This window comes from Brachybacterium sp. UNK5269 (assembly GCF_049266655.1).
Classification (GTDB): Bacteria; Actinomycetota; Actinomycetes; order Actinomycetales; family Dermabacteraceae; genus Brachybacterium.
On record NZ_CP184883.1, the window covers coordinates 375,808 to 395,530 of the forward strand.

At 74.2% G+C, this 19,723-nt stretch carries 19 protein-coding genes; 7 read left to right on the top strand and 12 right to left on the bottom strand.

What is annotated here, in order from left to right; translation table 11 throughout:
- Window positions 1-26 precede the first annotated feature (26 nt).
- Entirely contained in the window at window positions 27-518 is a 492-nt protein-coding gene (gene dps / locus ACOJUI_RS01660) for a DNA starvation/stationary phase protection protein Dps (protein ID WP_422116377.1), read from the bottom strand.
- A 175-nt stretch (window positions 519-693) separates the two neighbouring features.
- Here dps and ACOJUI_RS01665 point away from each other — a divergent pair, with 175 nt between their 5' ends.
- Window positions 694-1,518, top strand: coding sequence for a hypothetical protein (locus ACOJUI_RS01665; RefSeq protein ID WP_422116378.1), 825 nt, complete (start codon window positions 694-696; stop codon window positions 1,516-1,518).
- Window positions 1,519-1,527: 9 nt separating this feature from the next.
- Here the strand turns inward: ACOJUI_RS01665 and ACOJUI_RS01670 are convergent, their stop codons facing one another.
- Window positions 1,528-1,980, bottom strand: coding sequence for a SufE family protein (locus ACOJUI_RS01670; RefSeq protein ID WP_422116379.1), 453 nt, complete (start codon window positions 1,978-1,980; stop codon window positions 1,528-1,530).
- The gene (locus tag ACOJUI_RS01675) at window positions 1,977-2,891 is read right to left on the bottom strand and encodes a sulfurtransferase (protein ID WP_422116380.1); all 915 of its coding nucleotides are present in this window, start codon (window positions 2,889-2,891) and stop codon (window positions 1,977-1,979) included. Before ACOJUI_RS01675 ends, ACOJUI_RS01670 begins: the two co-directional genes overlap by 4 nt.
- A gap of 155 nt (window positions 2,892-3,046) precedes the next feature.
- Here ACOJUI_RS01675 and ACOJUI_RS01680 point away from each other — a divergent pair, with 155 nt between their 5' ends.
- Both ACOJUI_RS01680 and ACOJUI_RS01685 read left to right on the top strand, forming a co-directional pair.
- Window positions 3,047-3,469 carry a VOC family protein gene (locus tag ACOJUI_RS01680; protein ID WP_422116381.1) on the top strand — a complete coding sequence of 141 codons (423 nt, stop codon included), beginning with the start codon at window positions 3,047-3,049 and terminating at the stop codon, window positions 3,467-3,469.
- Between the two features lie 114 nt (window positions 3,470-3,583).
- Complete coding sequence (locus tag ACOJUI_RS01685) at window positions 3,584-4,936, top strand: alkaline phosphatase family protein (protein ID WP_422116382.1); 1,353 nt, start codon at window positions 3,584-3,586, stop codon at window positions 4,934-4,936.
- On the opposite strand, the gene ACOJUI_RS01690 is transcribed toward ACOJUI_RS01685, so the two are convergent.
- From ACOJUI_RS01690 to rlmC, 3 genes are read right to left on the bottom strand one after another with little or no spacing between them, the layout of a single operon-like run.
- Window positions 4,924-5,913 (bottom strand): asparaginase, encoded by a 990-nt coding sequence (locus tag ACOJUI_RS01690; RefSeq protein ID WP_422116383.1) that lies wholly within the window; start codon window positions 5,911-5,913, stop codon window positions 4,924-4,926. The two genes, ACOJUI_RS01685 and ACOJUI_RS01690, sit on opposite strands and share 13 nt — an antisense overlap.
- Entirely contained in the window at window positions 5,910-6,569 is a 660-nt protein-coding gene (locus tag ACOJUI_RS01695; RefSeq protein ID WP_422116384.1) for an SRPBCC domain-containing protein, read from the bottom strand. The genes ACOJUI_RS01690 and ACOJUI_RS01695 overlap by 4 nt, the downstream gene beginning before the upstream one ends.
- Window positions 6,566-7,750 (bottom strand): 23S rRNA (uracil(747)-C(5))-methyltransferase RlmC, encoded by a 1,185-nt coding sequence (gene rlmC, locus ACOJUI_RS01700; RefSeq protein ID WP_422116385.1) that lies wholly within the window; start codon window positions 7,748-7,750, stop codon window positions 6,566-6,568. The genes ACOJUI_RS01695 and rlmC overlap by 4 nt, the downstream gene beginning before the upstream one ends.
- A gap of 116 nt (window positions 7,751-7,866) precedes the next feature.
- Here rlmC and ACOJUI_RS01705 point away from each other — a divergent pair, with 116 nt between their 5' ends.
- On the top strand, window positions 7,867-8,829 hold the full coding sequence (locus tag ACOJUI_RS01705; RefSeq protein WP_422116386.1) for a hypothetical protein: 963 nt from the start codon (window positions 7,867-7,869) through the stop codon (window positions 8,827-8,829).
- Window positions 8,830-8,847: 18 nt separating this feature from the next.
- On the opposite strand, the gene ACOJUI_RS01710 is transcribed toward ACOJUI_RS01705, so the two are convergent.
- Entirely contained in the window at window positions 8,848-9,315 is a 468-nt protein-coding gene (locus tag ACOJUI_RS01710; protein ID WP_422116387.1) for a DUF3817 domain-containing protein, read from the bottom strand.
- 116 nt (window positions 9,316-9,431) lie between these two features.
- On the opposite strand from ACOJUI_RS01710, the gene ACOJUI_RS01715 reads away from it, so the two are divergent.
- Window positions 9,432-10,064 carry a GOLPH3/VPS74 family protein gene (locus tag ACOJUI_RS01715; protein ID WP_422116388.1) on the top strand — a complete coding sequence of 211 codons (633 nt, stop codon included), beginning with the start codon at window positions 9,432-9,434 and terminating at the stop codon, window positions 10,062-10,064.
- Between the two features lie 7 nt (window positions 10,065-10,071).
- Here ACOJUI_RS01715 and hrpB read toward each other — a convergent pair whose 3' ends face one another.
- The gene (gene hrpB / locus ACOJUI_RS01720) at window positions 10,072-12,609 is read right to left on the bottom strand and encodes an ATP-dependent helicase HrpB (protein WP_422117593.1); all 2,538 of its coding nucleotides are present in this window, start codon (window positions 12,607-12,609) and stop codon (window positions 10,072-10,074) included.
- Window positions 12,610-12,832: 223 nt separating this feature from the next.
- Window positions 12,833-13,378: a hypothetical protein gene (locus ACOJUI_RS01725; RefSeq protein ID WP_422116389.1), complete on the bottom strand. Its 546-nt coding sequence runs from the start codon at window positions 13,376-13,378 to the stop codon at window positions 12,833-12,835.
- A gap of 105 nt (window positions 13,379-13,483) precedes the next feature.
- Between ACOJUI_RS01725 and ACOJUI_RS01730 the strand changes: the two genes are divergently transcribed.
- Window positions 13,484-14,272, top strand: a complete 789-nt coding sequence (locus tag ACOJUI_RS01730; RefSeq protein WP_422116390.1) for a hypothetical protein — start codon at window positions 13,484-13,486, stop codon at window positions 14,270-14,272.
- A gap of 225 nt (window positions 14,273-14,497) precedes the next feature.
- On the opposite strand, the gene ACOJUI_RS01735 is transcribed toward ACOJUI_RS01730, so the two are convergent.
- A complete protein-coding gene (locus ACOJUI_RS01735) occupies window positions 14,498-15,115 on the bottom strand; it encodes a hypothetical protein (RefSeq protein ID WP_422116391.1) in 618 nt (205 codons plus the stop codon).
- A 191-nt stretch (window positions 15,116-15,306) separates the two neighbouring features.
- On the opposite strand from ACOJUI_RS01735, the gene ACOJUI_RS01740 reads away from it, so the two are divergent.
- A complete protein-coding gene (locus tag ACOJUI_RS01740) occupies window positions 15,307-17,094 on the top strand; it encodes a BCCT family transporter (protein WP_422116392.1) in 1,788 nt (595 codons plus the stop codon).
- 9 nt (window positions 17,095-17,103) lie between these two features.
- On the opposite strand, the gene ACOJUI_RS01745 is transcribed toward ACOJUI_RS01740, so the two are convergent.
- Window positions 17,104-18,102: a bile acid:sodium symporter family protein gene (locus ACOJUI_RS01745; RefSeq protein WP_422116393.1), complete on the bottom strand. Its 999-nt coding sequence runs from the start codon at window positions 18,100-18,102 to the stop codon at window positions 17,104-17,106.
- A gap of 83 nt (window positions 18,103-18,185) precedes the next feature.
- Entirely contained in the window at window positions 18,186-19,685 is a 1,500-nt protein-coding gene (locus ACOJUI_RS01750) for a glutamate--cysteine ligase (protein WP_422116394.1), read from the bottom strand.
- Window positions 19,686-19,723 lie beyond the last annotated feature (38 nt).

Below are 19,723 nucleotides of genomic sequence, written 5' to 3' on the forward strand. Positions count from 1 at the left end.
CGGTACCCCCGACCCCGAGCGGCGGGTCAGGCCTGCGAGCCCTCGAGATGGGCGCGCATGAACCACTGGAACTTCTCGAGCCCGCGGGTCTGCTCGACGAGGATGTCCTCGGTCATCGGGTCGAGCTCACCGGCCAGGGTGATCGACTTGCGGTTCGAGGAGATGATGCCGGTGTAGACCTCGTCCAGGGCGCGCAGGTGCTCCTGGGAGTCGCCCTTGCCCAGCGAGTAGTCGGTCCAGCTGCGCTCCGCGACCAGCCGGCCCGGGGTGCCGACGGGGGAGCCGCCCAGCTGGGCGATCCGCTCCGCGAGGTCGTCGGCGTAGCCGCGGACCTCGACGACCTGCGGATCGAGCATCTCGTGGACCGCGATGAAGCGCGAGCCGGTGACGTTCCAGTGCGCGTGCTTCAGCGTCAGCTGGAGGTCGTTCATCGCGTGCAGGCGGTCCTGCAGAACCTCGATCAGGCGGCGCGAGTCGTCCGAGCCGAGTCCGGGAACGGTGTAGGCGAGTTCAGCCATGGTGTCTCCTCCGTAGGTTCAGTGATGTCGTGCGTTGATCCTTGTCGATCCCAACGGGAAGCGGAAGTGCCGTGTTCCCGCAGGTGGTGACCGACTGGTCACCACAGAAGCTACACGGCCCCGGTGCGGGGGCTCCGTACGATGGACGCGAACCGACTGCTCAGGAGGCACCCCCATGACCTCGATCTCCCGGCTCAGGGACCGGATCGCCGCGGTTCCGGCCGCCGCCCGGCGGCGCGTCGCCGACTCGACCGTCCGGTCGAGCGTGGTGACGGACGCCCGCATGGTGGCGCCCGAGATCCCGCGCGACGCCGACGCCGGCCATCTGGTGCGCGCGGCGCGCCGACTGATGCGCCGCGCCGCCCAGGACGAGTTCGCCCGGGAAGGGGTCGCGAGGGTGCGACTGCCGGAGGAGGTCGGTCGCGCCGAGCTGCGCGCGGCGGACGTCCCGGGGGACGCGAGCTTCCACGCCTTCGTCGAGGACGTGCTGTCCGCCGTCGAGATCGCCCCGAGCCTGCTGGAGCGGGACGACGCGACGGAGCTGCTGGCCGCGCCCAGCTCCGCCGACCTCTACGGCCTCTCGCTCGAGGTGGCCTCGGACCTCGCGTCCTACCTGCTGGGGCGCGCCTTCGCGCTCGAGGAGGAGGCGGAGGACCTCGAGGCCTACCTCGCGGAGCAGGAGCGGACGATCCGCGAGGACATGCGGGCGACGCTGGTGCGGCAGGTGCGGGTGCCGCTCGAGCTGACGGTGGCGCGCGAGAGGCACCGCCGGATCGAGAGCGGGGAGCTGCCGGCGATCGAGGACGGCGCGGCGCCCGCCGAGGAGCGGGCGGGCGTCGCCCGCCGCGCCCAGGCGGCCTTCGAGTTCGCGCAGTCCGAGGCCGGGCGCACGGCGTTCAGCGTGCTGCGGTCCGGCGCCGAGCGGGCGTACGGGAGGTACGGGCACCGCGAGGGCGAGGCGCCGCGGCGGACCCCTCCGCGCACCCCGCCCTCGTCCTGACCGGCAGGATCAGACCGCAGCCTTCAGGCTGAGCTGGCGCTTGATGCGGGCCAGCATGCCCGCCATGCCGTTCAGCCGCAGGGGGCTGACCACCTCGGCGAGACCGAGCGCGCCGGTGACCGTCTCCGGGGTGTCGAGCACCTCGCCGACCGTGCGGCCGTCGAGGGCCTCGGCCAGGATCGCGGCGAAGCCGCGGGTGGTCGGCGCCTCTGGCGGGGCCGAGAAGAACAGGTGCGCGGTCGCCTCGCGGCCGACGCCGTCGACCTCGGTGACCAGGAAGATCGGCGACTGGCACTCGGGGACCGGCTCGAGCAGCTCGGGATGCTCGGCGTAGCGCTCCGGGAGCTCGGGAAGGCCCTGCGAGAACTCCAGCAGCAGCTGCAGCCGGTCCTTCCCGCCGAGGGCGTGGAAGTCGTCGGCGATCTCGGCGAAGGCCGCGGGCAGCGCGCTCTCGGGGCTCATCGGGCCGGCACCTCGCCGGGCTCGGTGCCCTGGGCGATGGGCAGGCGCACGGCGTTGCCCCACTCCGTCCAGGAGCCGTCGTAGTTGCGCACGTCCTCGAAGCCGAGCAGGTAGGTCAGCACGAACCAGCTGTGCGCGGAGCGCTCGCCGATCCGGCAGTACACGATGGTCGGGGTGCCGGTCTCGAAGCCGAGCTCCTGCTGGTAGATCGCCTCGAGCTCGGCGCGGGGGCGGAAGCGCCCGTCCTCCGCGGCGGCGCGGGCCCACGGCACCGAGCGCGCGGTGGGGATGTGGCCGCCGCGCACCGTGCCCTCCTGCGGGTAGTCGGGCATGTGCGTGCGCTCGCCGGAGTACTCCTGCGGGGAGCGCACGTCGATCAGCGGACCGCCCAGGTGCGTAAGCACGTCCTCGCGGAAGGCGCGGATCGGGGCGTCCTCGCGCTCGATCACCGGGTAGCCGGTGGTGGCGGTCGGGACGTCGGCGGTCGAGGTGGTCAGCTCGCGGCCCTCGGCCTGCCAGGCGGCGCGGCCGCCGTCGAGCAGCCGCACGTCGGGGTGGCCGAACAGCTCGAAGACCCACAGCGCGTAGGCGGCCCACCAGTTCGACTTGTCGCCGTAGATCACCACGGTCGTCTCGCGGGTGATGCCGGAGGCGTCCATGAGCCGGGCGAAGCCCTCGCCGTCGACGTAGTCGCGGGTGACCGGGTCGTTGAGGTCCAGATGCCAGTCGATCTTCACGGCGCCGGGGATGTGGCCGGTCTCGTAGAGCAGGACGTCCTCGTCGGACTCGACGACCACGAGATCCGCGGGGCGGCCGGCCTCGAGCTGCTCGGCGAGCCACCGGGTGGTCACGAGCTTCTCGGGATGGGCGTACTCCTGCAGGGCAGGGGTGGGATCGGCAGGAATGGTCATCAGGTCACCTTTCGACGGTCGATGCGCACGGTATATGTCCCCAGTCTGTCATCGGAGCGCGGGCCGTGGCGCTCGGCGCCCTCCGCCCTGGGCGGACAGCACGCCGGTCCCGGCGGGCCCTTCCCTCCGGGCCGTGCGGCTCCTACGGTGGCCCCATGGAGAACCTGGAGCAGGAACCCGTCATCCCGAAGCTCGATCTCATCGTCATCGACTGCCCCGATGCCCTGGAGCTGGCCACCTTCTACGCCAAGCTGATGGGCTGGCGGATCGAGGAGGGCAGCGACGCCGACTGGGCGCAGCTCACCCCGCCGCGCGGCGGCCACACCCCCGAGAACCCCGACGGGGAGGCCACCCTCGCCTTCCAGCGCATCGAGGACTTCGAGCGCCCCACCTGGCCCGGCGGTGCGCATCCCCAGCAGTTCCACCTCGACTTCTCGGTCTCCGACATCGACGAGGCCGAACCCCGGGCCCTCGCCCTCGGTGCGACCCCGCACGACCACCAGCCCTCGGCCTCCGGCAGCTTCCGGGTCTACGTGGACCCCGCAGGGCACCCGTTCTGCCTGTGCCGCTCCGTGTGAGCCGCTGAGCCGCCGGGCGCTGTTCCCCGGCGGTTCACCCCGGCGTCCTCGGGCCGCGACCTGGGCTCCCTAGCGTGGGAGCGCGTCCACGTCGCCTGCCCCGAGGAGTCCGCCATGTCCGACACCGTCCTGACCGAGCCTCCCGCCGCCCCGGCGGCGGGCCCCGGCGAGCGCCGCCATCTGGTGGTGCTCTCGATCGACGCGATGAGCGTGGTCGACGTGCCCTTCGCCCGCACCCTGCCGAACGTTGCACGGGTGCTGGCGGGCGCCTGGGGCGGCGCCGAGGCGATCTACCCGACGGTGACGTACCCCAACCACACCGCGCAGACCACCGCCCGCACCGCCGCCGGGCACGGCATCTACGCCAACGAGAAGCTCTCCCCGGGCGTGCGGGCGCCGGAGTGGTTCTGGGACGCGCGCGACATCACCTGCCCCACTCTCTTCGACCTGGCCGGGGAGCGGGGCCTGACCTCGGCCAGCGTGGGCTGGCCGGTCACCGGCTGGTCCCCGTCGATCGACATCGCGGTGCCCGAGATCTGGGACCGGGCCGGGCTCGAGCCGACCCTGGAGGTGCTGCACGAGGCCTCCTCGCCGCGCGGACGGGAGTACGTCCAGCGCCACCGCGGGGAGATCAGCTGGCAGCGCAAGCACGTCTTCGGCCGCTTCAACACCTCGGTGGCCACCGACATCATCCGCCGGGAGCAGCCCGACGTGCTGTTCGTGCACCTGGTCGACGTGGACTCCGCCCGCCACGCGACCGGTCGCTTCACCGACGAGGCGAAGGAGGCCTTCGTGCGGGTCGACGGCTGGGTGGGCGAGATCCTCGACGCCCTCGAGGAGGCGGGGATCGCGGAGCGGACCAACGTCGCGATCGTCTCCGACCACGGCCACGTCGAGGTGGGCCGCTGCTTCCGCGCCAACCGTCAGCTGGCCGAGCGGGGCTTCGTGCGGCTGGACGCGGCGGGGGAGGTCAGCTCGTGGGACGCCTGGGTGCACGGCTGCGGCCTCACCGGTCAGCTGCACCTGCACCCGGAGGCCGACGACGCCACCCGGGAGAAGATCCTCGCGCTGGTCCAGGAGTGGGTCGCCGATCCGGAGGTGCCGGTCCAGGCCTTCCACCCGCTGACGCGCATGCGCGCGGACTACGGCTACGCGGGCCCCTTCCTCGGCGTCCTCGAGGGCGCCAGCGGCACCAACTTCCAGAACCTCTGGGAGGGCCGCTCGCTGTACGGCCGCTTCGATGCGGACTACACCTTCCTGCTCTCGCAGCACGGCCACCTGCCCGAGCAGGACATCCAGCCCGTGTTCGCAATGGTGGGGCCGGACATCGCCGCTGGGACCCGGTTCACCTCCTGCAGCATCCCCGACGAGGCGGCGACCTTCGCGCATCTGCTGGGTCTGCGGTTCCCGGAGGCCGACGGCGCCCCGGTCGCCGAGATCCTGCGGGTCCGCGCTCAGGAGGCGTAGGCGGCGAACTCCTCGCGGATCCGCTCCGGGGTGCTGCCGTCGGCGAGCAGGGCCTGCAGCAGCAGGCGCGCCTTCGCCGGCGGCAGCAGCCCGGCCATCACCGCGCCGGCCTCCAGCAGGTCCACCTCGCTGCCGGGGTAGGCGTAGTGGTGGGTGGAGGTGCCGCCGGCGCCGATCCGGGTGGCGACCACGACGGGGGTGCCGCCGGCCAGCAGCCGGCGCAGGCGGGGCATCGCGGCGGGCGAGACATGGCCCATCCCGACCCCGGCGATCACCAGGCCGGCGAGCTCGTGGGGCGGGAGATGGTCGAGCAGGCCGAGGTCCTCGTCGAGGCCCGCGGTGAGGACCGGGACGGACGGGAGGCGGTCCATCGGGGCGCCGGGCAGTCGGGCCCGGCGCGGCAGCGGCCGGTGCAGCAGCTGCACGTCGTGCTCGTGGACCAGGGCGAGCGGGCCCGCGGGGAACGAGGAGAAGGCCGAGACGGAGCGGGAGGACGCCTTGGAGACCTGGTCCGCGAGGTGCACCTGGGCGTCGAAGACCACCAGCACGCCGAGCCCGCGGGCCGACGGGGCGACCGCCGTGCGCACCGCATCGCGCAGGTTCGCCGGCCCGTCGGCGCCGGGAGCGCTCGCCGGCCGCATGGCGCCGGTCAGCACCAGCGGCGCCTCCCGGTCCCAGTAGCGATCGAGCAGGAAGGCGGACTCCTCGAGGGTGTCGGTGCCGTGGGTGAGCACGGCGCCCTGCGCGCCGGCGTCGACCGCCTCCCGCGCCAGCTCGAGCGCCGAGCGCAGATGGTGCGGGCGGACGTCCGAGGAGGAGACGTTGGCCAGGGGATGGGTGGAGACGGAGACCCCGTACCGGGCGGAGGCGACCAGGCGGGCCCCGGCGAGGTCGTCAGGGCGGGCATGCCCGTCGGCCGTCTCCTCGGTCATGAAGATGGTGCCGCCCAGGGTCAGCAGGCGGACGGCGGCGCTCACGAGAGGTCGGTCTCCTCACCGAGGTAGAAGGCGGCGGCGCGCACCGAGGCCTTGCGGGCGGGCTTCTTGTCGGCGCCGGTGGCGACGTGCGCCTCGAACCAGGCGTCGGCCGTGGCGCGGGTGAAGGCCGCGCCCGCCGCGGAGCCGGCGAACTCCCCGAGCCGCCTCATCAGATGCGCCTCCGGGTCCTCGAGGTGCAGGGCCAGGGCGTAGAGGGCGGCGTCCCAGCCGCAGCCGGTGGCCGAGGGGCCGAAGGCCTCCCAGTGGGCGTCGTCGGGCACGGTGTGGCGCAGCTCGAAGCGGGTGCGGGTCCGCTCGCCCTCCTCGGGGGTGACCAGCAGCTCGAGGGTGCTCGCGCTGCGGCCGACCTCCCAGCTCAGCAGCAGGCGGTGCGGGGCGTCGATCGCGAGCACCGTGCCGCGGGTCTCCATGTCCGGCAGCTCGTAGCGGCCGCCCTCGACCGCGTCGCCGCTCGCGCGGCCGAACCAGGAGGCCAGGTGCTCACCGATGGTGAGCGCGGACCAGATGTCCTCGGCATCGACCGCGAAGGTCTGGGCGAGGGAGACGATGAAGCCGTCGGCGGTGGGGGTGACGGTGCGGGTGACGGCGCTCAGCTGGGTCTCGGGGGTCACGGGGGCGGGGGCGGTGTCGGTCATGGGTGTCCTTCGGTCTCGGGGGAGGCGGTGCGGTGCAGGCGCACGACCACCTCGGCGTGCTCGGTGTGCGGGAACAGGTCGACGTAGCGTCCGGCGGTGATGTGCAGGGAGGGCATCGCGGCGAGATCGGTGGCCAGGGTGGCGGGGTTGCAGCTGGAGTAGATGACATCACGGACGCCGGAGCCCTCGAGCCAGGCCGCCAGGCGCTCGCCGATCCCGCGCCGGGGCGGATTGACGATCGCGAGGTCCGGAGCGCCCGCGGGGCCGGCGGCCTCCGCGATCGCCCAGTCCGTCGCGTCGGCGACCAGGAAGTCGGCGGGGATGTCCTGCGCGGCGGCCGCCTGCCGGGCGCCCTCGATGGCCTCGGCGGAGACCTCGACGCCGGTGACGCGGGCACCGGGGACGGCGCGGGCGACGTGCAGGGCGAAGCCGCCGAGGCCGCAGTAGAGGTCCCAGACGCGGGGGGACGCGGCGTGCTGGGCGGCGAGCTCGCGGGCCCAGTCGGCGACCTGGCGGTACAGCTGTCCGGCGACCTCGGTGTTGGTCTGCAGGAAGGACTGCGGGCGGGAGAACAGGGTGACGTCCCCGGTGCGGATCGGCAGCGAGTCGGCGCCGGCCAGCATGATCTCGGTCGCGCCCTCCACGCGGGTGGTGTGGTCGGGGTGGAGGTTGGCGGTGACGGCCACGATCGAGGGGTGCGCCGCGAGCAGCCGCGGCAGGTGCTCGCGGATCCTGGGCAGCGCCCGCTCGCTGCGCAGCACCAGGCGCAGCAGGTGCTCACCGTCCGGAGAAGCGGTGACCAGCACGTTCTTGATCTCGCCGCGGCGGCGGGCGACGTCGTACGGCGGCACCTGGGCCCACCGGATCAGCGCCTTCACGCCCTCGAGGACCTCCTCGACGCCGTCGGGGTAGAGCGGGCAGTCGCAGAGGTCGGCGCCGGAGGCCTGGCCGGGCAGGGTCAGCACCGGCTCCTGCGCCGTGCCGCCGACCGCCATCTTCCCGCGGGCGCGGAAGCCGGCCTCGGGGCCGATGATCGGCGGTGACCAGGCGACGCCGGGGGCGAGGTGAGCGGCCAGCAGCTGTTCGACGCGGGCACGGCCCGCGGCGAGCTGCTGCGGGCGGGGGAGGTCCAGGAGGGTGCAGGAGCTGCACTCCCCGGACTCGTAATGATGGCACCGCACCCGCTGAGTCTACGAGGCCCGTCGCCGACGCCCCACGGGGCCGGTTCGTCCGTCGGTGCCCGGCGGTAGCGTCGCAGGCGGGGGTGCCGGAGGGGAACCCTCGGAAGGGGGAGCCGATGTCCGAGCAGTCCCTGCCCCTCGACGCCTTCGCCGCGACCTGGCGGGACCAGCTGATCGAGCTGGACGTGCCGGGGCTGGGGCCGATCACCGCGAGCGCGGACCCGCTGCTGGGCGAGACGGTGCCCGGGCCCGACCAGGAGGAGCTCGGTTTCCGGCGCCGGGAGCCCACCGCGCCGCCGGAGCCCGCGGAGGTCCGGGCGGCGCTGCAGGCGCGGGTGCCGCTCGTGCTGGACCACACCTGGCTGGTGCTGCCCGCGCTGGGACCGGTGCTGCCCACCGCGGCGGCCGAGGGCCCGACTGTGGGGGACCTCGGCGGAGGGGCGGCCCCGTTCGAGGTGCGGGCCGGTCCGGTCCGGGATGCGGCGCCCGCCGGCGGCGGCTGGTACCGGCTGCCGCTGGTGGCGGGCGCCCTGCGCCGGCGGGCCGGGATGGTCGCGCGCGGCGCCCTCGTCGGCGTCGGCCGGGACTGGTTCGAGCCGGCGGTCGCCGCGCGCGAGGACCAGCTGGCGGTGCATCCCGAACAGGCCCTCGAGACCGCGCTGCACGTGGCCCGCGAGCAGGGCCAGGCGGCGGTGCTGCGGATGGGGCCGGAGGGTCTGGACGTGGTCCCCACCGGCGCTGATCCGCGGGTGCCCGCCCTGCGGGCCCTGCCGGTGCTGGTGACCCCGCGGCCGCCGCGCTGCCCGCTCCACGGGAGGGACGACGCCGGGGCGTGCCGTCCCGTCGGCGGACCCTGGATCCGCCGCGCCCGGCAGGCGCAGGTGGACTGGACGGCCCGGCGCGACCAGGCGCTCGGCGTGCTGCCGTGCGGGGTCTGCTTCGGGGAGGCGCTGCCGCCGGGACCCGATCAGCCGGCCGTGCCGCGGCTGAGCACCCGCACCCCGCTGCCCGGCCTCGACCGCCTGCATCTGCGCGGCGGCGAGGTGGTGCGGATCGACCCGCTCATGCCCCGGCGATGAGGGCGGTGAGGGGGCCGCTCAGGAGAACCACTGGGTGGGCGGGCCCAGCATCAGCAGCACCGAGAACACCACGGCGAGGGCCAGGAGCGTGAGCAGGCCCGCGGGCAGCGGATGGCGCAGCGCGAGCGCGACGAGCCGCTCGGGCGCGGTCCGCCCCGTCCGCTCGCGCAGATGCCAGCTGTCCCCGAGCAGGCCGCGGCGCCGGGCCGAGCGCTCGAAGGGCACCGTGAGGTAGGGGATCACCGCCGAGAGCACGCCGAGGAGCAGGTCGCGCAGCCTCCAGCGCTGGTCCACCGCGACCAGCACCGTGGTGACCACGTAGGCGAGGAAGGTGAAGCCGTGCAGGCCGCCGCCGATCCGCACCAGCACATCGGTCACCTCGAGGACGTACTTGAGCAGCATCCCCGCCAGCAGCAGGGTCCAGGTGACCACCTCGGCGAGGGCGAGCACGCGGTACAGGCGGGACGGGGTGGAGAGCAGCGACATGGTGCAGATCGTGCCAGGGAAGCCTGGGGAAGCGAGCCGGCGGCACCGACGAAAGGCGGGCAGGTGCTGGCCGAACCGGGGCGACACGGCCCGGTGTGAGGGACGACACTGGCACCATGAGCACGCACACGATCCCCGGGGAGCTCTTCCTGCTCCTGACCAACGACGCCGGCCGCCAGGATTCGACCCAGTTCCGCCGCCAGGCGCTCGCCGCCGCGGCGGTCGCCGAGCTCGCCCTGCGCGAGAAGGTGGCCCTCAGCCAGGAGCGCGCACCGCGGGTGTCCGTCACCGATCCCGCACCGGTCGAGATCCCGGTGCTCGATCAGGCGCTGCGCGCGCTCACGGCGCTCGACGGCAAGCGCGTCACGGCGGTGATCTCCCACCGCTCGATGGACCTCACCGAGGTGGTGGGCGAGGCGTTCGAGGCCGCCGGGGCCGTGACGCGCCAGGACGCCTGGTTCGTCACCACCTGGCCCACCCACGACGACACCCTCGAGACCGCCCTGCGGGCACGACTCGCCGACGCCGTCCAGGCCCCCGCCACGGCGAGCCTGCAGGACGGGATCCTGCTCGAGATCCTGCGCGCCCTGCGGATCGCCCACCGCATCCTCAAGGACGACCTGCCCGGCATCGGCCGCCGTGACCTCGACCGGCGCATCGCGAGCCTGCAGATCGACCATCCGGCCGCGAAGGCCGTGAAGCGGGTGGTCGAGGACATGACCGTGGTGATGATGGCGGCGACCTCGTGAGGAGCCCTCAGCGGCCCCGCGCGCGAGTGGTGCGGGCGGTCGCGGTCGCGGTCCACGGGTCCTCGGGCCAGGGGTGCTTGGGGTAGCGCCCCCGCATCTGCCGGCGCACGTCCTGGTAGGGCCCGTCCCAGAAGGACCGCAGGTCGTCCGTGACGGCGAGCGGCGCCCGGGCCGGCGAGAGCAGATGGAACAGCACCGGCACCCGCCCGCGCACCAGTCGCGGCGTCTCGGCCAGGCCGAACAGCTCCTGCAGCTTCACCGCCACCACCGGGCGGCCGTCCTCCGCGTCCGGCGCCGGGTAGTGGATCCGGACGCTCGAGCCCGAGGGCACCGCGAGCCGCTCGGGGGCCAGGTCGGCGAGCTCGGCGGCCTCCGGCCAGGGCAGCAGGTGCCGCAGCCCGCCGGTGAGGTCGATCCGGTCCAGCTGGGTGGAGCGCGCCGAGAGCTGCGGGGCCAGCCAGCTCTCGAGCGTCTCCAGCAGCGCGGCCTCGTCCATCGCCGGCCAGGGGGCTGCGAGCTCCCGGTGGACCAGGGCCAGGCGGGCGCGGAGGGTGGAGAAGGCGTCGTTCGCGGGCAGCGCCGCCAGGCCGTGCTCGCGCACATGGGCGAGCACGGCGGGCCCCGTGTCCCGGGCGGTCGGGGTGACCGGGGTGGAGCGCAGCTCGATCGCGCCGAGGCGGCGGCGCTGCCGTGCCCGCACGGCCCCGTCCGCCAGGTGCGCGGTGCGCTCCTCGCGCAGCAGCCCCGCCCCGGTCAGCAGGGCGTCGTCGAGCTCGAGCGGGGCGGCGGTGCGGATCACGGCCCCGGTGCCGTCGGCGGCCCGGCCGTCCGCCCGCTGCACCTCCCACACCGCGAGCCAGGGCGCCCCCAGCAGGCCGCTGCCCTCGGGGAGCGCGGCCCGGGTGCCGGAGGCCAGCAGATAGGAGCGGGAGCCCTCGGCGGTGCGGCGCGCGATCCGCTCCGGCCGGGCGAGCGCGAGCACGGCGCCGGCCTGCTCGGCGGGGGTGAGGGCGGTGACCGGGGAGGCGGGACCGGGGGCGGCCGGGGCATCGCGCAGGACGCGCAGCAGGCGGTCGCGCTCGCGGCGCCAGCGTTCGGCGCCCGGGGCGCGGCCTGCGCGCAGGTCCTGCAGGAGGCGGGGCAGGTCCGCGCCGACGGGGCGGTGGTCGTCGGAGATCGCGGCGACCACCTCCGCGGCGGTGCGGGCGGCCTCGGCGCCGGGCAGGCGGCGGGCACCGTCGAGCAGGGCGCGGGCCTCGCGCACCCCGATCGGCAGCCGGGCGACCCGCAGGCCCGAGGGGGTGGGGCGGCCGTCGGCGTCCACCAGGCCCAGGGCCTGCAGGGTGGCCTCGGCGGCGGCGATCTCCGCCCGCGGCGGCGCGGTGAGCAGGCGCAGCCCGTCCCCGCGGGGCGTGCCCCAGCACGCCAGCCACAGCGCCGCATCGGTGAGGTCCGTGCCGGTGATCTCGGGTGGGGCCTGCGCGGGCATCCCCGCCAGGTCCGACTCGGCGAAGACCCGCACCGCCTGGCCCGGTCCCTGCCGGGCGGCGCGGCCCGCCCGCTGCTCGGCCGCGGCGCGGGAGGCGCTGACGGTGACCAGGCCCGACATGTCGCGGCCGCGGTCCCGGCGCACCTCCCGGGACAGGCCCGCGTCGACCACCAGCTGCACCCCCGGGACCGTCAGCGAGCTCTCCGCGAGGGCGGTCGAGACCACGATCCGCGGCGGCTCGCCGGGGCGACGGCCGCCGGTGGCGCGGTCCTGCTGGGCGGCGGACAGGCGTCCGTGCAGGGGGAGCACCTCCACCGCGGGGCCGACCAGGTTCGGCAGGCGGGCCACGACCTCGTCGACCTCGCGGGCCCCGGGGACGAAGACCAGCGCATCGGTGGCGGCGTCCCGCTGGGCGCGGGCGACGGTGCGGGCGAGGTGGTCGAGGTAGTCGCGGGTGATGCCGCGCGCGTCGAGCCGCGGGGCGGGGGAGGGGGCGTAGGAGACGGTCAGCGGGTGCAGCGCGCTGGGGACCGCCACGATCGCGGCGCCCTCGAGCACGCCCGCCACCGCCTGCGCGTCGAGCGTCGCGGACATCGCGCCGACCAGCAGGTCCTCGCGCAGCTGCCGCGCCTCGGCGAGCATCCCCAGCAGCAGATCGGTCTCCAGGGAACGCTCATGGACCTCGTCGAGCAGCACCGCCGCGACCCCCGGCAGCTCCGGGTCCGCGAGCAGGCGGCGCAGCAGGACGCCCGGGGTGAGCATCTCCAATCGGGTGGCGGGGCCGACCTGCCGCTGCCCGCGCACGGTGAACCCCACCGGTCCGCCGAGCTCGCTGCCGTCGAGCTGGGCGATGCGGCGGGCGGCGGCGCGCACCGCGACCCGGCGCGGCTGGGTGACCAGGGTCAGGCCGCCGACGAGGTTCGCGATCAGCGGCGGCACCAGCGTGGTCTTGCCGGTGCCGGGCGGCGCCGTGACCACCAGCGCGCCGCGGCGGGCGGCGGCCTCGAGCTCCTCGCGGGCCCCGGCGACGGGGAGCCCGGCACCGATCGCCCCCAGATCGAAGCGGTGCGGGGCGGGCTGGGGGCGGGCATCGCTCCATCATGCCGTGCCCGGCCCGGGGCGGGCGGGGCACCCGGCGTGGGCGCGGTGGGCGCGACTTTGCGGGCTGGGGACTCATGCCGCGGCCGACATCGGTCCTCAGCGCGCAATCCTCGGCGGCGGCGGAGGCGCCGGCGGGATGCGACGGGCGCGGGCGCGAGACGCGGGGCCGCCGGGGCAGTCAGTCGATGAGGTCGAACTCGACCTGCTGGGTGGCGTCGCAGACACTCGTCACCGAGAGGGTCCAGAGGTCGATCGTGACGCTCTCGCCGAGGGTGATGTCCTGGATCGGTCGCGGATCGCTGTCGCCGAGGGTGGCGGTGAGCTGCGCGTCGGCGCCCTGGATGCCGCTCAGGGCGATGGTCAGGCTCTCGCCGGCGCGCTCGGGCAGCGCGGGGGTGGCGGTGCCGCCGACCTCCACGAAGTAGGCCCCCTCCCCGGAGCAGGCGTCCGGCGGCGTGAACCCGTCGGGAGCCGGCGTCACCGGGTAGGGCTCCACCGGGAGCGGGGCGGCGCTGCGCCCACCGCGGTCGGAGGCGCCGCCGTCGTCGGACGCACCGCCGCCATTGGAGGCGCCGCCCGCGTCGGAGACCGCGGACGACGTGGCGGCACCCTCCGGCGCGGGGTCCTCGGCGCCCCCGCAGCCCGCGGCGACCAGCGCCACGGCGAGCAGGGCACCGGCCAGACGGGAGCGGGAGGGACGGGGACGAGCGGTGCGAGCGGACACGCGGTTCCTCACGGCAGGCGGGGGACGACGCTCCTCACGCTACTGGACCCCACCGGCATGCCACCATCAGGGCAGCGGACGACATGGGCTGAGACGGGGGAGACGATGGCCGGATCGACGAGCTCGGGCGGTGCCGCGCGCCCGCCCCGCCCCACCCCGCGGGCGCTGCGGGGGAGCGTGGACCCGGCGCAGCGGGTGCGCCCGGTCGACTGGAGCGCAGCGGGTCGCCGTCCCGGTGCGCCGGAGAGGGCGACGCAGGCCCGGACCGGCGCGACCCCGTCGGACCGCCTGCCCCGACGTCGGGAGCAGACCCTCGAGCCCCCGCGGGCGCTGCCCGCCCCACCGGCCCAGGCCGTGCACACTCTGGATGCGGACGATCCGCGCCCGCTGCCGCGGCCGCTGCGGATCCTCGATGCGGAGATCCGCGCCGTCGGGGTGGCCGGACTGCCCACCGAGCGGATCGTGCAGACCGTCGCGGACCCCGACGACGCCTGGACCGCCGACGCCGGCACCAGCGACCACTTCCTGCGCGGCGACCTGGTGGTGCAGGTGCGTCGCGCCGACAACGCGGTGATCGGCCTGTTCTCCACCCGGTACGCCCTGTCGGTGCGACCCGAGGACTACGAGCCGGCGCTGGACCGCGCCGAGGACGCCGCCGGGCCCAGCGCCCGCGGCGGCCGCGGCACCCGGCATCCGACCACCCGGTCCGAACTGCTGCGACGGATGGCGGCGGCGGGCCTGGTGCTGACCCCGGGGGCGAGCCACGGCAAGGTCACCCACCCGGATCATCCCGGGCTCGTGCTGCCCTTCGCCTCGACGCCGTCGGACCGGCGGTTCACCCGCCATGCGGTGGCCCAGATCCGGCGGGTGTTCGGGATCGACCTGCGGCACTGACCGGGCGGGCGGGACCCGCGCCGCCCCGGGCCGCACCGCCCCCGACAGGAAAGTGCCCCGGCTCGTCCCCACGAGCCGGGGCCATCCCTTTCCCCCGCGCCCCGGATCAGCGGAAGCCGCCTCCTCCTCAGTCAGCGGTTCCTCCGGTGACGCGTTGAGGACGAGTGAACACACCCTGTCCTGGAAAGCACTGCGACGCTCCTGTCCGTTCCCTGGGAATCCGGGTCAGCCGACGGGGAAGGTGATCTCCGCACCGCCCGTGGCGACCTGGTCGGTGTAGCTGATGGAGGCGGGCACCATGTCGACCGGCACGTCCGCGTACAGCAGCGCGGTGGCCTCCTCGCCGCCGGGCAGCTCGGGACCGGAGGTGGTGAAGGAGGCGTACCGCAGCGGGTACGAGCCGCCCTGGTCGTCGTAGAAGCGGAAGTTGTCGCCGGCCAGCCCGATCACCTGGTCGCTGTGGTTCGTGATCGTGACGGCGACCCCCACGAACTTGCCGTTCTCGGTGGTCAGCGTCTCGTCGCTGGTCTCCAGCGTGGTGCCCTCCTCGGGGGAGGAGACGGTGAGGGTGAAGGTGTCGCCGCCGGGGTCGTCGGTGGGGTCGGTGCCGTCCGCGGTGGGGGTCTCGACCGGGGTCTCGATGGGCCCGTCGGAGGAGGTGGCCGTGGTGGGCGCCGGCGTCGGCTCCTCGCCGCCGCTGCCGCGGGAGAGGAACCACACCCCGCCCCCGGCCACCGCGAGCACCACTGCGGCCAGCAGCAGGCAGCCGCAGCCGAGGGCGATGTACAGCCCGGTCCGACGGCGGGGAGGTGGGGCGCTCGGGGCTCCGTACGGGCTGCTCATGGTGTCCTCCGCCTCTTCGCGGCCTCCTCGCCGCGGTGCAGGGACCACGCTATCGGAGCCCGGCCCGGAGCGCGATGGGCAGTGGGCCCCGTCCTCGCAGCGGGGCACCGGCGACTTGCATGCCGACGGCGTCGTCCCGGACGATGGACGGCCCGGAGGACGCCCCCGACCGCACGACCAGGAGAAGAACCTTGCTGACCCGACTGCACGACGCGCTGAGACTGCGGACCTCCCCGGTGATCTTCTTCGGATCGGCGGCGGTCATCCTGGCCTTCGTGCTCGGGACGATCCTGTTCACCGATCCGCTGAACACGGCGGTCTCCGCGGCCTCCGACTGGCTGCTGACGAACCTCGGATGGTTCTACATCCTCGGGGTGACCGTGTTCCTGGCCTTCCTCGTCGTGATCGCGGTGGGGCGGTTCGGCCGCGTGAAGCTGGGACCGGACGACGAGCCCCCGGAGCACTCCGGCGGCGCCTGGTTCGCGATGCTGTTCGCCGCCGGCATCGGCTCGATCCTCATGTTCTGGGGCGTCGCGGAGCCGATCAGCCACTTCGGTGATCCGCCGCGCGCCGGCGACCTGGGCATCGAGGCGGGCTCCCTGGAGGCCGCCAAGGACGCCATGAACTTCACGTACTACCACTTCACCCTGCACACCTGGACGATCTTCACCCTGCCGGCGCTGTGCTTCGCGTACTTCATCCACAAGCGCAACCTGCCGCCGCGCGTCAGCTCGATCTTCCAGCCCCTGCTCGGGGAGCGCATCCACGGCCCGATCGGCAAGCTCATCGACATCATCGCGATCGTCGGCACCGTCTTCGGCGTCGCGGTCTCGATCGGTCTGGGCACCCTGCAGATCAACGGCGGACTGAGCCAGCTGTTCGGGGTCCCGGAGAACGCGGGCTGGCAGCTGATCATCATCGGCGTGGTCTGCGGGCTGGCGCTGATCTCGGTGTCGCTGGGGCTGGACAAGGGCATCAAGGTGCTCTCGAACTTCAACATCGTGATGGCGGTGCTGCTGCTGATCTTCATCCTGGTCGCCGGCGGCTCCACGCTGTTCATCCTCCGCGGCACCCTCGAGTCCTTCGGCAGCTACCTGGTGAACCTCCCCGAGCTCGCGCTGTGGAACGACACCTTCGCGAACTCCGGCTGGCAGAACACCTGGACGGTCTTCTACTGGGCCTGGACGATCACCTGGTCGCCGTTCGTCGGCATCTTCATCGCCCGCATATCCCGCGGGCGCACGATCCGCCAGTTCGTCTCCGGCGTGCTGGCCGTCCCGTCGGCGTTCTCGGTGATCTGGTTCGGCGTCTTCGGCCTCTCCTCCATCAACATCGAGATGAACGGAGAGGGCGGACTGGTGGACCGGGTGGTCGAGCAGGGCGACATCCCCGGCGCGCTGTTCGCGCTCCTGGATCAGTACCCGTTCTCGTTCGTCGTCTCGGCGGTGGCGATCCTGCTGGTGATCATCTTCTTCGTGACCTCGGTGGACTCCGCCGCGCTGGTGACGGACTCGATGGCCAACGGCCATGAGGACTTCAATCCGCTCGGGCAGCGCATCTTCTGGGGTCTGGCGATCGCCCTGATCACGGCGACGCTGCTGGTGTTCTCGGGGTCCGGCGGCCTCGAAGCGCTGCAGTCCACGATCATCCTGGTGGGCCTGCCCTTCTTCGTGATGGGCTTCTTCCAGATGTACGCGCTGCTGCGGGCGCTCAAGGAGGACGCCGGGGAGCTGCCGCAGATGCGCACGCGCGAATGGGCGCAGGTGCTGCCCCCGGAGGAGTACGAGCGGCGCGAGCAGGACGAGGAGTACGACACCGACGACTACGTCGTGGAGCCGACCTTCACCAGCGAGGTGCCGGTGATGAGCGATCCGTACGAGGAGCTCGGGGAGGAGCCGACGACCGCGGGGCACCACGGCACCCTGTCCTCGCGCACCGGCAGCGCGCCGCTGCCCGAGGACCGGGCCGCCTCCGACTGACGGGCCCGCTCAGGCGGGGTCGACCTGGTGCTTGTCGGCGCTGCGGCGGTAGTACATCGCCAGCACGGCGCCGGAGAGGTTGTGCCAGATCGAGAAGATCGCGGCGGGCAGCGCGGCGGTGGGGCTGAAGGCGGTCGCGGCGAGGGTCGCGGCCAGGCCCGAGTTCTGCATGCCCACCTCGATGGAGGTGGTGCGGGCGGCGCGCTCGCCCTGCTTGAGCAGACGGGCGGTCCAGTAGCCGAGCAGGTAGCCGATGCCGTTGTGCAGGATCACGGCGAGCAGCACCACGGCGCCGGCCGTGACGATGGCCTCGGTGGAGCCGCTGACCACGGAGATGACCACCAGCGAGATGCCGGCGACGCTGACCCAGGGCAGGGCCGGCAGGATCCGGTCGATCGCGGAGCGCAGCAGGGCGCGCACCACCAGGCCGCCGATGACGGGGATCAGCACCATCTTCACGATGGACATCGCCATGCTGCCGGCGTCCACCGGCAGCAGGGAGCCGGCCAGCCACAGCGTGAGCACCGGGGTCAGCAGCGGGGCCAGCAGGGTGGAGATGGAGGTCATCGTCACCGACAGGGCGGTGTCGCCCTTGGCCAGGTAGGTGATCACGTTCGAGCTGGTGCCGCCCGGGGCGCAGCCGACCAGGATCACGCCCACGGCGAGCTCGGCCGGGAGCTGCAGCGCCCAGGTGACCAGCACCGCCACCAGCGGCATGATCACGTACTGGGCGACGACGCCGATGAGCACCGGCAGCGGCCGACGCACCACCAGGGCGAAGTCCGGCAGGGTCAGGGTCAGGCCCATCGCGAACATGATGACGCCGAGGTAGATGCTCGTGTGGGGCGCCAGCACCTGGCCGAAGTCCGGGGCGAAGAAGCCGACCGCGGCCGCGAGCAGGATCAGGGCGGGGAAGACGGTCACCGCGATGCGCGCGGAGCGGTCCTCGGAGGTGGGGGCCCCGGAGGTGGGGGCCTCGGGAGCGGGGGCGGGACGGGAGGAGGTCATGCGCGGCATCGTACTGCACTATGAGATGGCGTCCCATGATGTGGACACGGGGCGGGACGGGGGGTCCCGTGCCCGCCCCGGACTCAGCTGCTGCGCAGGCGGGCGGGGACCGCCCAGGCGTGGACCGGCTCTCCGCTGTCCACGGCGGCGCGGTACAGGCTCGTCATCTCCGCCAGCGCCTCGGCGCGGTCCGCGCCGCGCAGCTCGAGCGAGGTGACGGTGTCGATCTGCCAGCGAGCGCCGTTGCGTCCGGTGCGGGCGCGCTCGGTGAGGATGCCGCCGTAGTGCGCGGCGACGTCCGCATCCGCCCCGAGCTCCCGCAGACCCTGCATGGCCTGCGGGATCAGCTGCTCGAGCAGCAGGTCGGCCACCCGGATCCGGCCCACCTTGGGCCAGCGCACCCGCGCCTCCAGGCCCCAGCGAGCGCACTGCTGGAAGGACTCGTCGGCCTGCTCGAAGCTCATCCGGGACCACAGCGGACGCCGCTCGTGCACGAGCGACTGGAGGATCCCGTAGAAGAAGGCGGCGTTGGCGGCCATGTCCGCGGCCGTCGGCCCCGCCGGCAGCAGCCGGTTCTCGAGCCGCAGGTGCGGCAGATCGGTGCCGGGGTCGTAGATCGGGCGGTTCCAGCGCCACACGGTGCCGTTGTGGAGCATCAGCTCGTGCAGCCGGGGCGAGGCGCCCTCGGTCAGCAGCGGCTCCTCGGCCATGTCGCGGGACTCGGGGATGAGCGCCGGGAACAGGCGCACGTTCTCCTCGAAGAGGTCGAACATCGAGGTGATCCAGCGCTCGCCGAACCACACCCGCGGCCGCACGCCCTGGGTCGCGTACTCGGGCGGGCGGGTGTCCAGCGACTGCACGAAGGTGGGGATGCGGGTCTCGTGCCAGAGCCGCTTGCCGAGCAGGAACGGGGAGTTGGCCGCGAGCGCGACCTGGGGGCCGGCGATCGCCTGGGCGGCGTTCCAGGTGGCGGCGAACTGCTCGGGCGGGACCTGCAGGTGCAGCTGCATCGAGGTGCACGCCGACTCCGAGGCGATCGAGTCGAAGGTGGTGTCCAGCCCCTTGCCCTCGCCGTCGATGCGGAGGTTGATCTCCTCGCCGCGCGCCAGCATCACCGACTTCTCGAGCGCCTCGTAGCGGGCGCCCGGGGCCCGCCACGCGTCACCCTCGAACAGCTCCTCGGTGATGGTGGGCAGGTGCCCGATCGGGACCACCCGGGCGCCGTGGCGGCGGGCGGCGGCGTCGGCCCGCTCGAGGGTCGCGCCCAGCTCCTGCTCGAGGTCGCGCAGACCGGAGCCGGAGGGGTGGGTGACCGGGAGGTTCGCCTCGAGGTTGTAGCGGCCGATCTCGTGGACGAAGTGGTCGTCGTCGAGGTCCGCGAGGATGGTGTCCACCAGCAGCGCCGGCGCCATGCCCTCGGCCTCGGCGAGGTTCATCTCCAGCTCCACGCCGACCGTGCCCTCGTCGACGAACTCGGCGGAGTCGAGGAAGGACTCGAAGATGTCGAGGTTGCGGCGCAGCTCCCGGCGATACCGGGTGCGCTGCGAACGGGTGTACTCGGTCGTGCCGATCTCGCGTCCCATGGCGACCTCCGGGGGTGACGGGGTGGGGCGCCCTCATC

Bases quoted from the DNA above. Each gene is read 5' to 3' on its own strand.
- dps (WP_422116377.1), bottom strand. From the start codon at position 518: ATGGCTGAACTCGCCTACACCGTTCCCGGACTCGGCTCGGACGACTCG.
- ACOJUI_RS01665 (WP_422116378.1), top strand. From the start codon at position 694: ATGACCTCGATCTCCCGGCTCAGGGACCGGATCGCCGCGGTTCCGGCC.
- ACOJUI_RS01670 (WP_422116379.1), bottom strand. From the start codon at position 1,980: ATGAGCCCCGAGAGCGCGCTGCCCGCGGCCTTCGCCGAGATCGCCGAC.
- ACOJUI_RS01675 (WP_422116380.1), bottom strand. From the start codon at position 2,891: ATGACCATTCCTGCCGATCCCACCCCTGCCCTGCAGGAGTACGCCCAT.
- ACOJUI_RS01680 (WP_422116381.1), top strand. From the start codon at position 3,047: ATGGAGAACCTGGAGCAGGAACCCGTCATCCCGAAGCTCGATCTCATC.
- ACOJUI_RS01685 (WP_422116382.1), top strand. From the start codon at position 3,584: ATGTCCGACACCGTCCTGACCGAGCCTCCCGCCGCCCCGGCGGCGGGC.
- ACOJUI_RS01695 (WP_422116384.1), bottom strand. From the start codon at position 6,569: ATGACCGACACCGCCCCCGCCCCCGTGACCCCCGAGACCCAGCTGAGC.
- ACOJUI_RS01705 (WP_422116386.1), top strand. From the start codon at position 7,867: ATGTCCGAGCAGTCCCTGCCCCTCGACGCCTTCGCCGCGACCTGGCGG.
- ACOJUI_RS01710 (WP_422116387.1), bottom strand. From the start codon at position 9,315: ATGTCGCTGCTCTCCACCCCGTCCCGCCTGTACCGCGTGCTCGCCCTC.
- ACOJUI_RS01715 (WP_422116388.1), top strand. From the start codon at position 9,432: ATGAGCACGCACACGATCCCCGGGGAGCTCTTCCTGCTCCTGACCAAC.
- ACOJUI_RS01730 (WP_422116390.1), top strand. From the start codon at position 13,484: ATGGCCGGATCGACGAGCTCGGGCGGTGCCGCGCGCCCGCCCCGCCCC.
- ACOJUI_RS01735 (WP_422116391.1), bottom strand. From the start codon at position 15,115: ATGAGCAGCCCGTACGGAGCCCCGAGCGCCCCACCTCCCCGCCGTCGG.
- ACOJUI_RS01745 (WP_422116393.1), bottom strand. From the start codon at position 18,102: ATGACCTCCTCCCGTCCCGCCCCCGCTCCCGAGGCCCCCACCTCCGGG.
- ACOJUI_RS01750 (WP_422116394.1), bottom strand. From the start codon at position 19,685: ATGGGACGCGAGATCGGCACGACCGAGTACACCCGTTCGCAGCGCACC.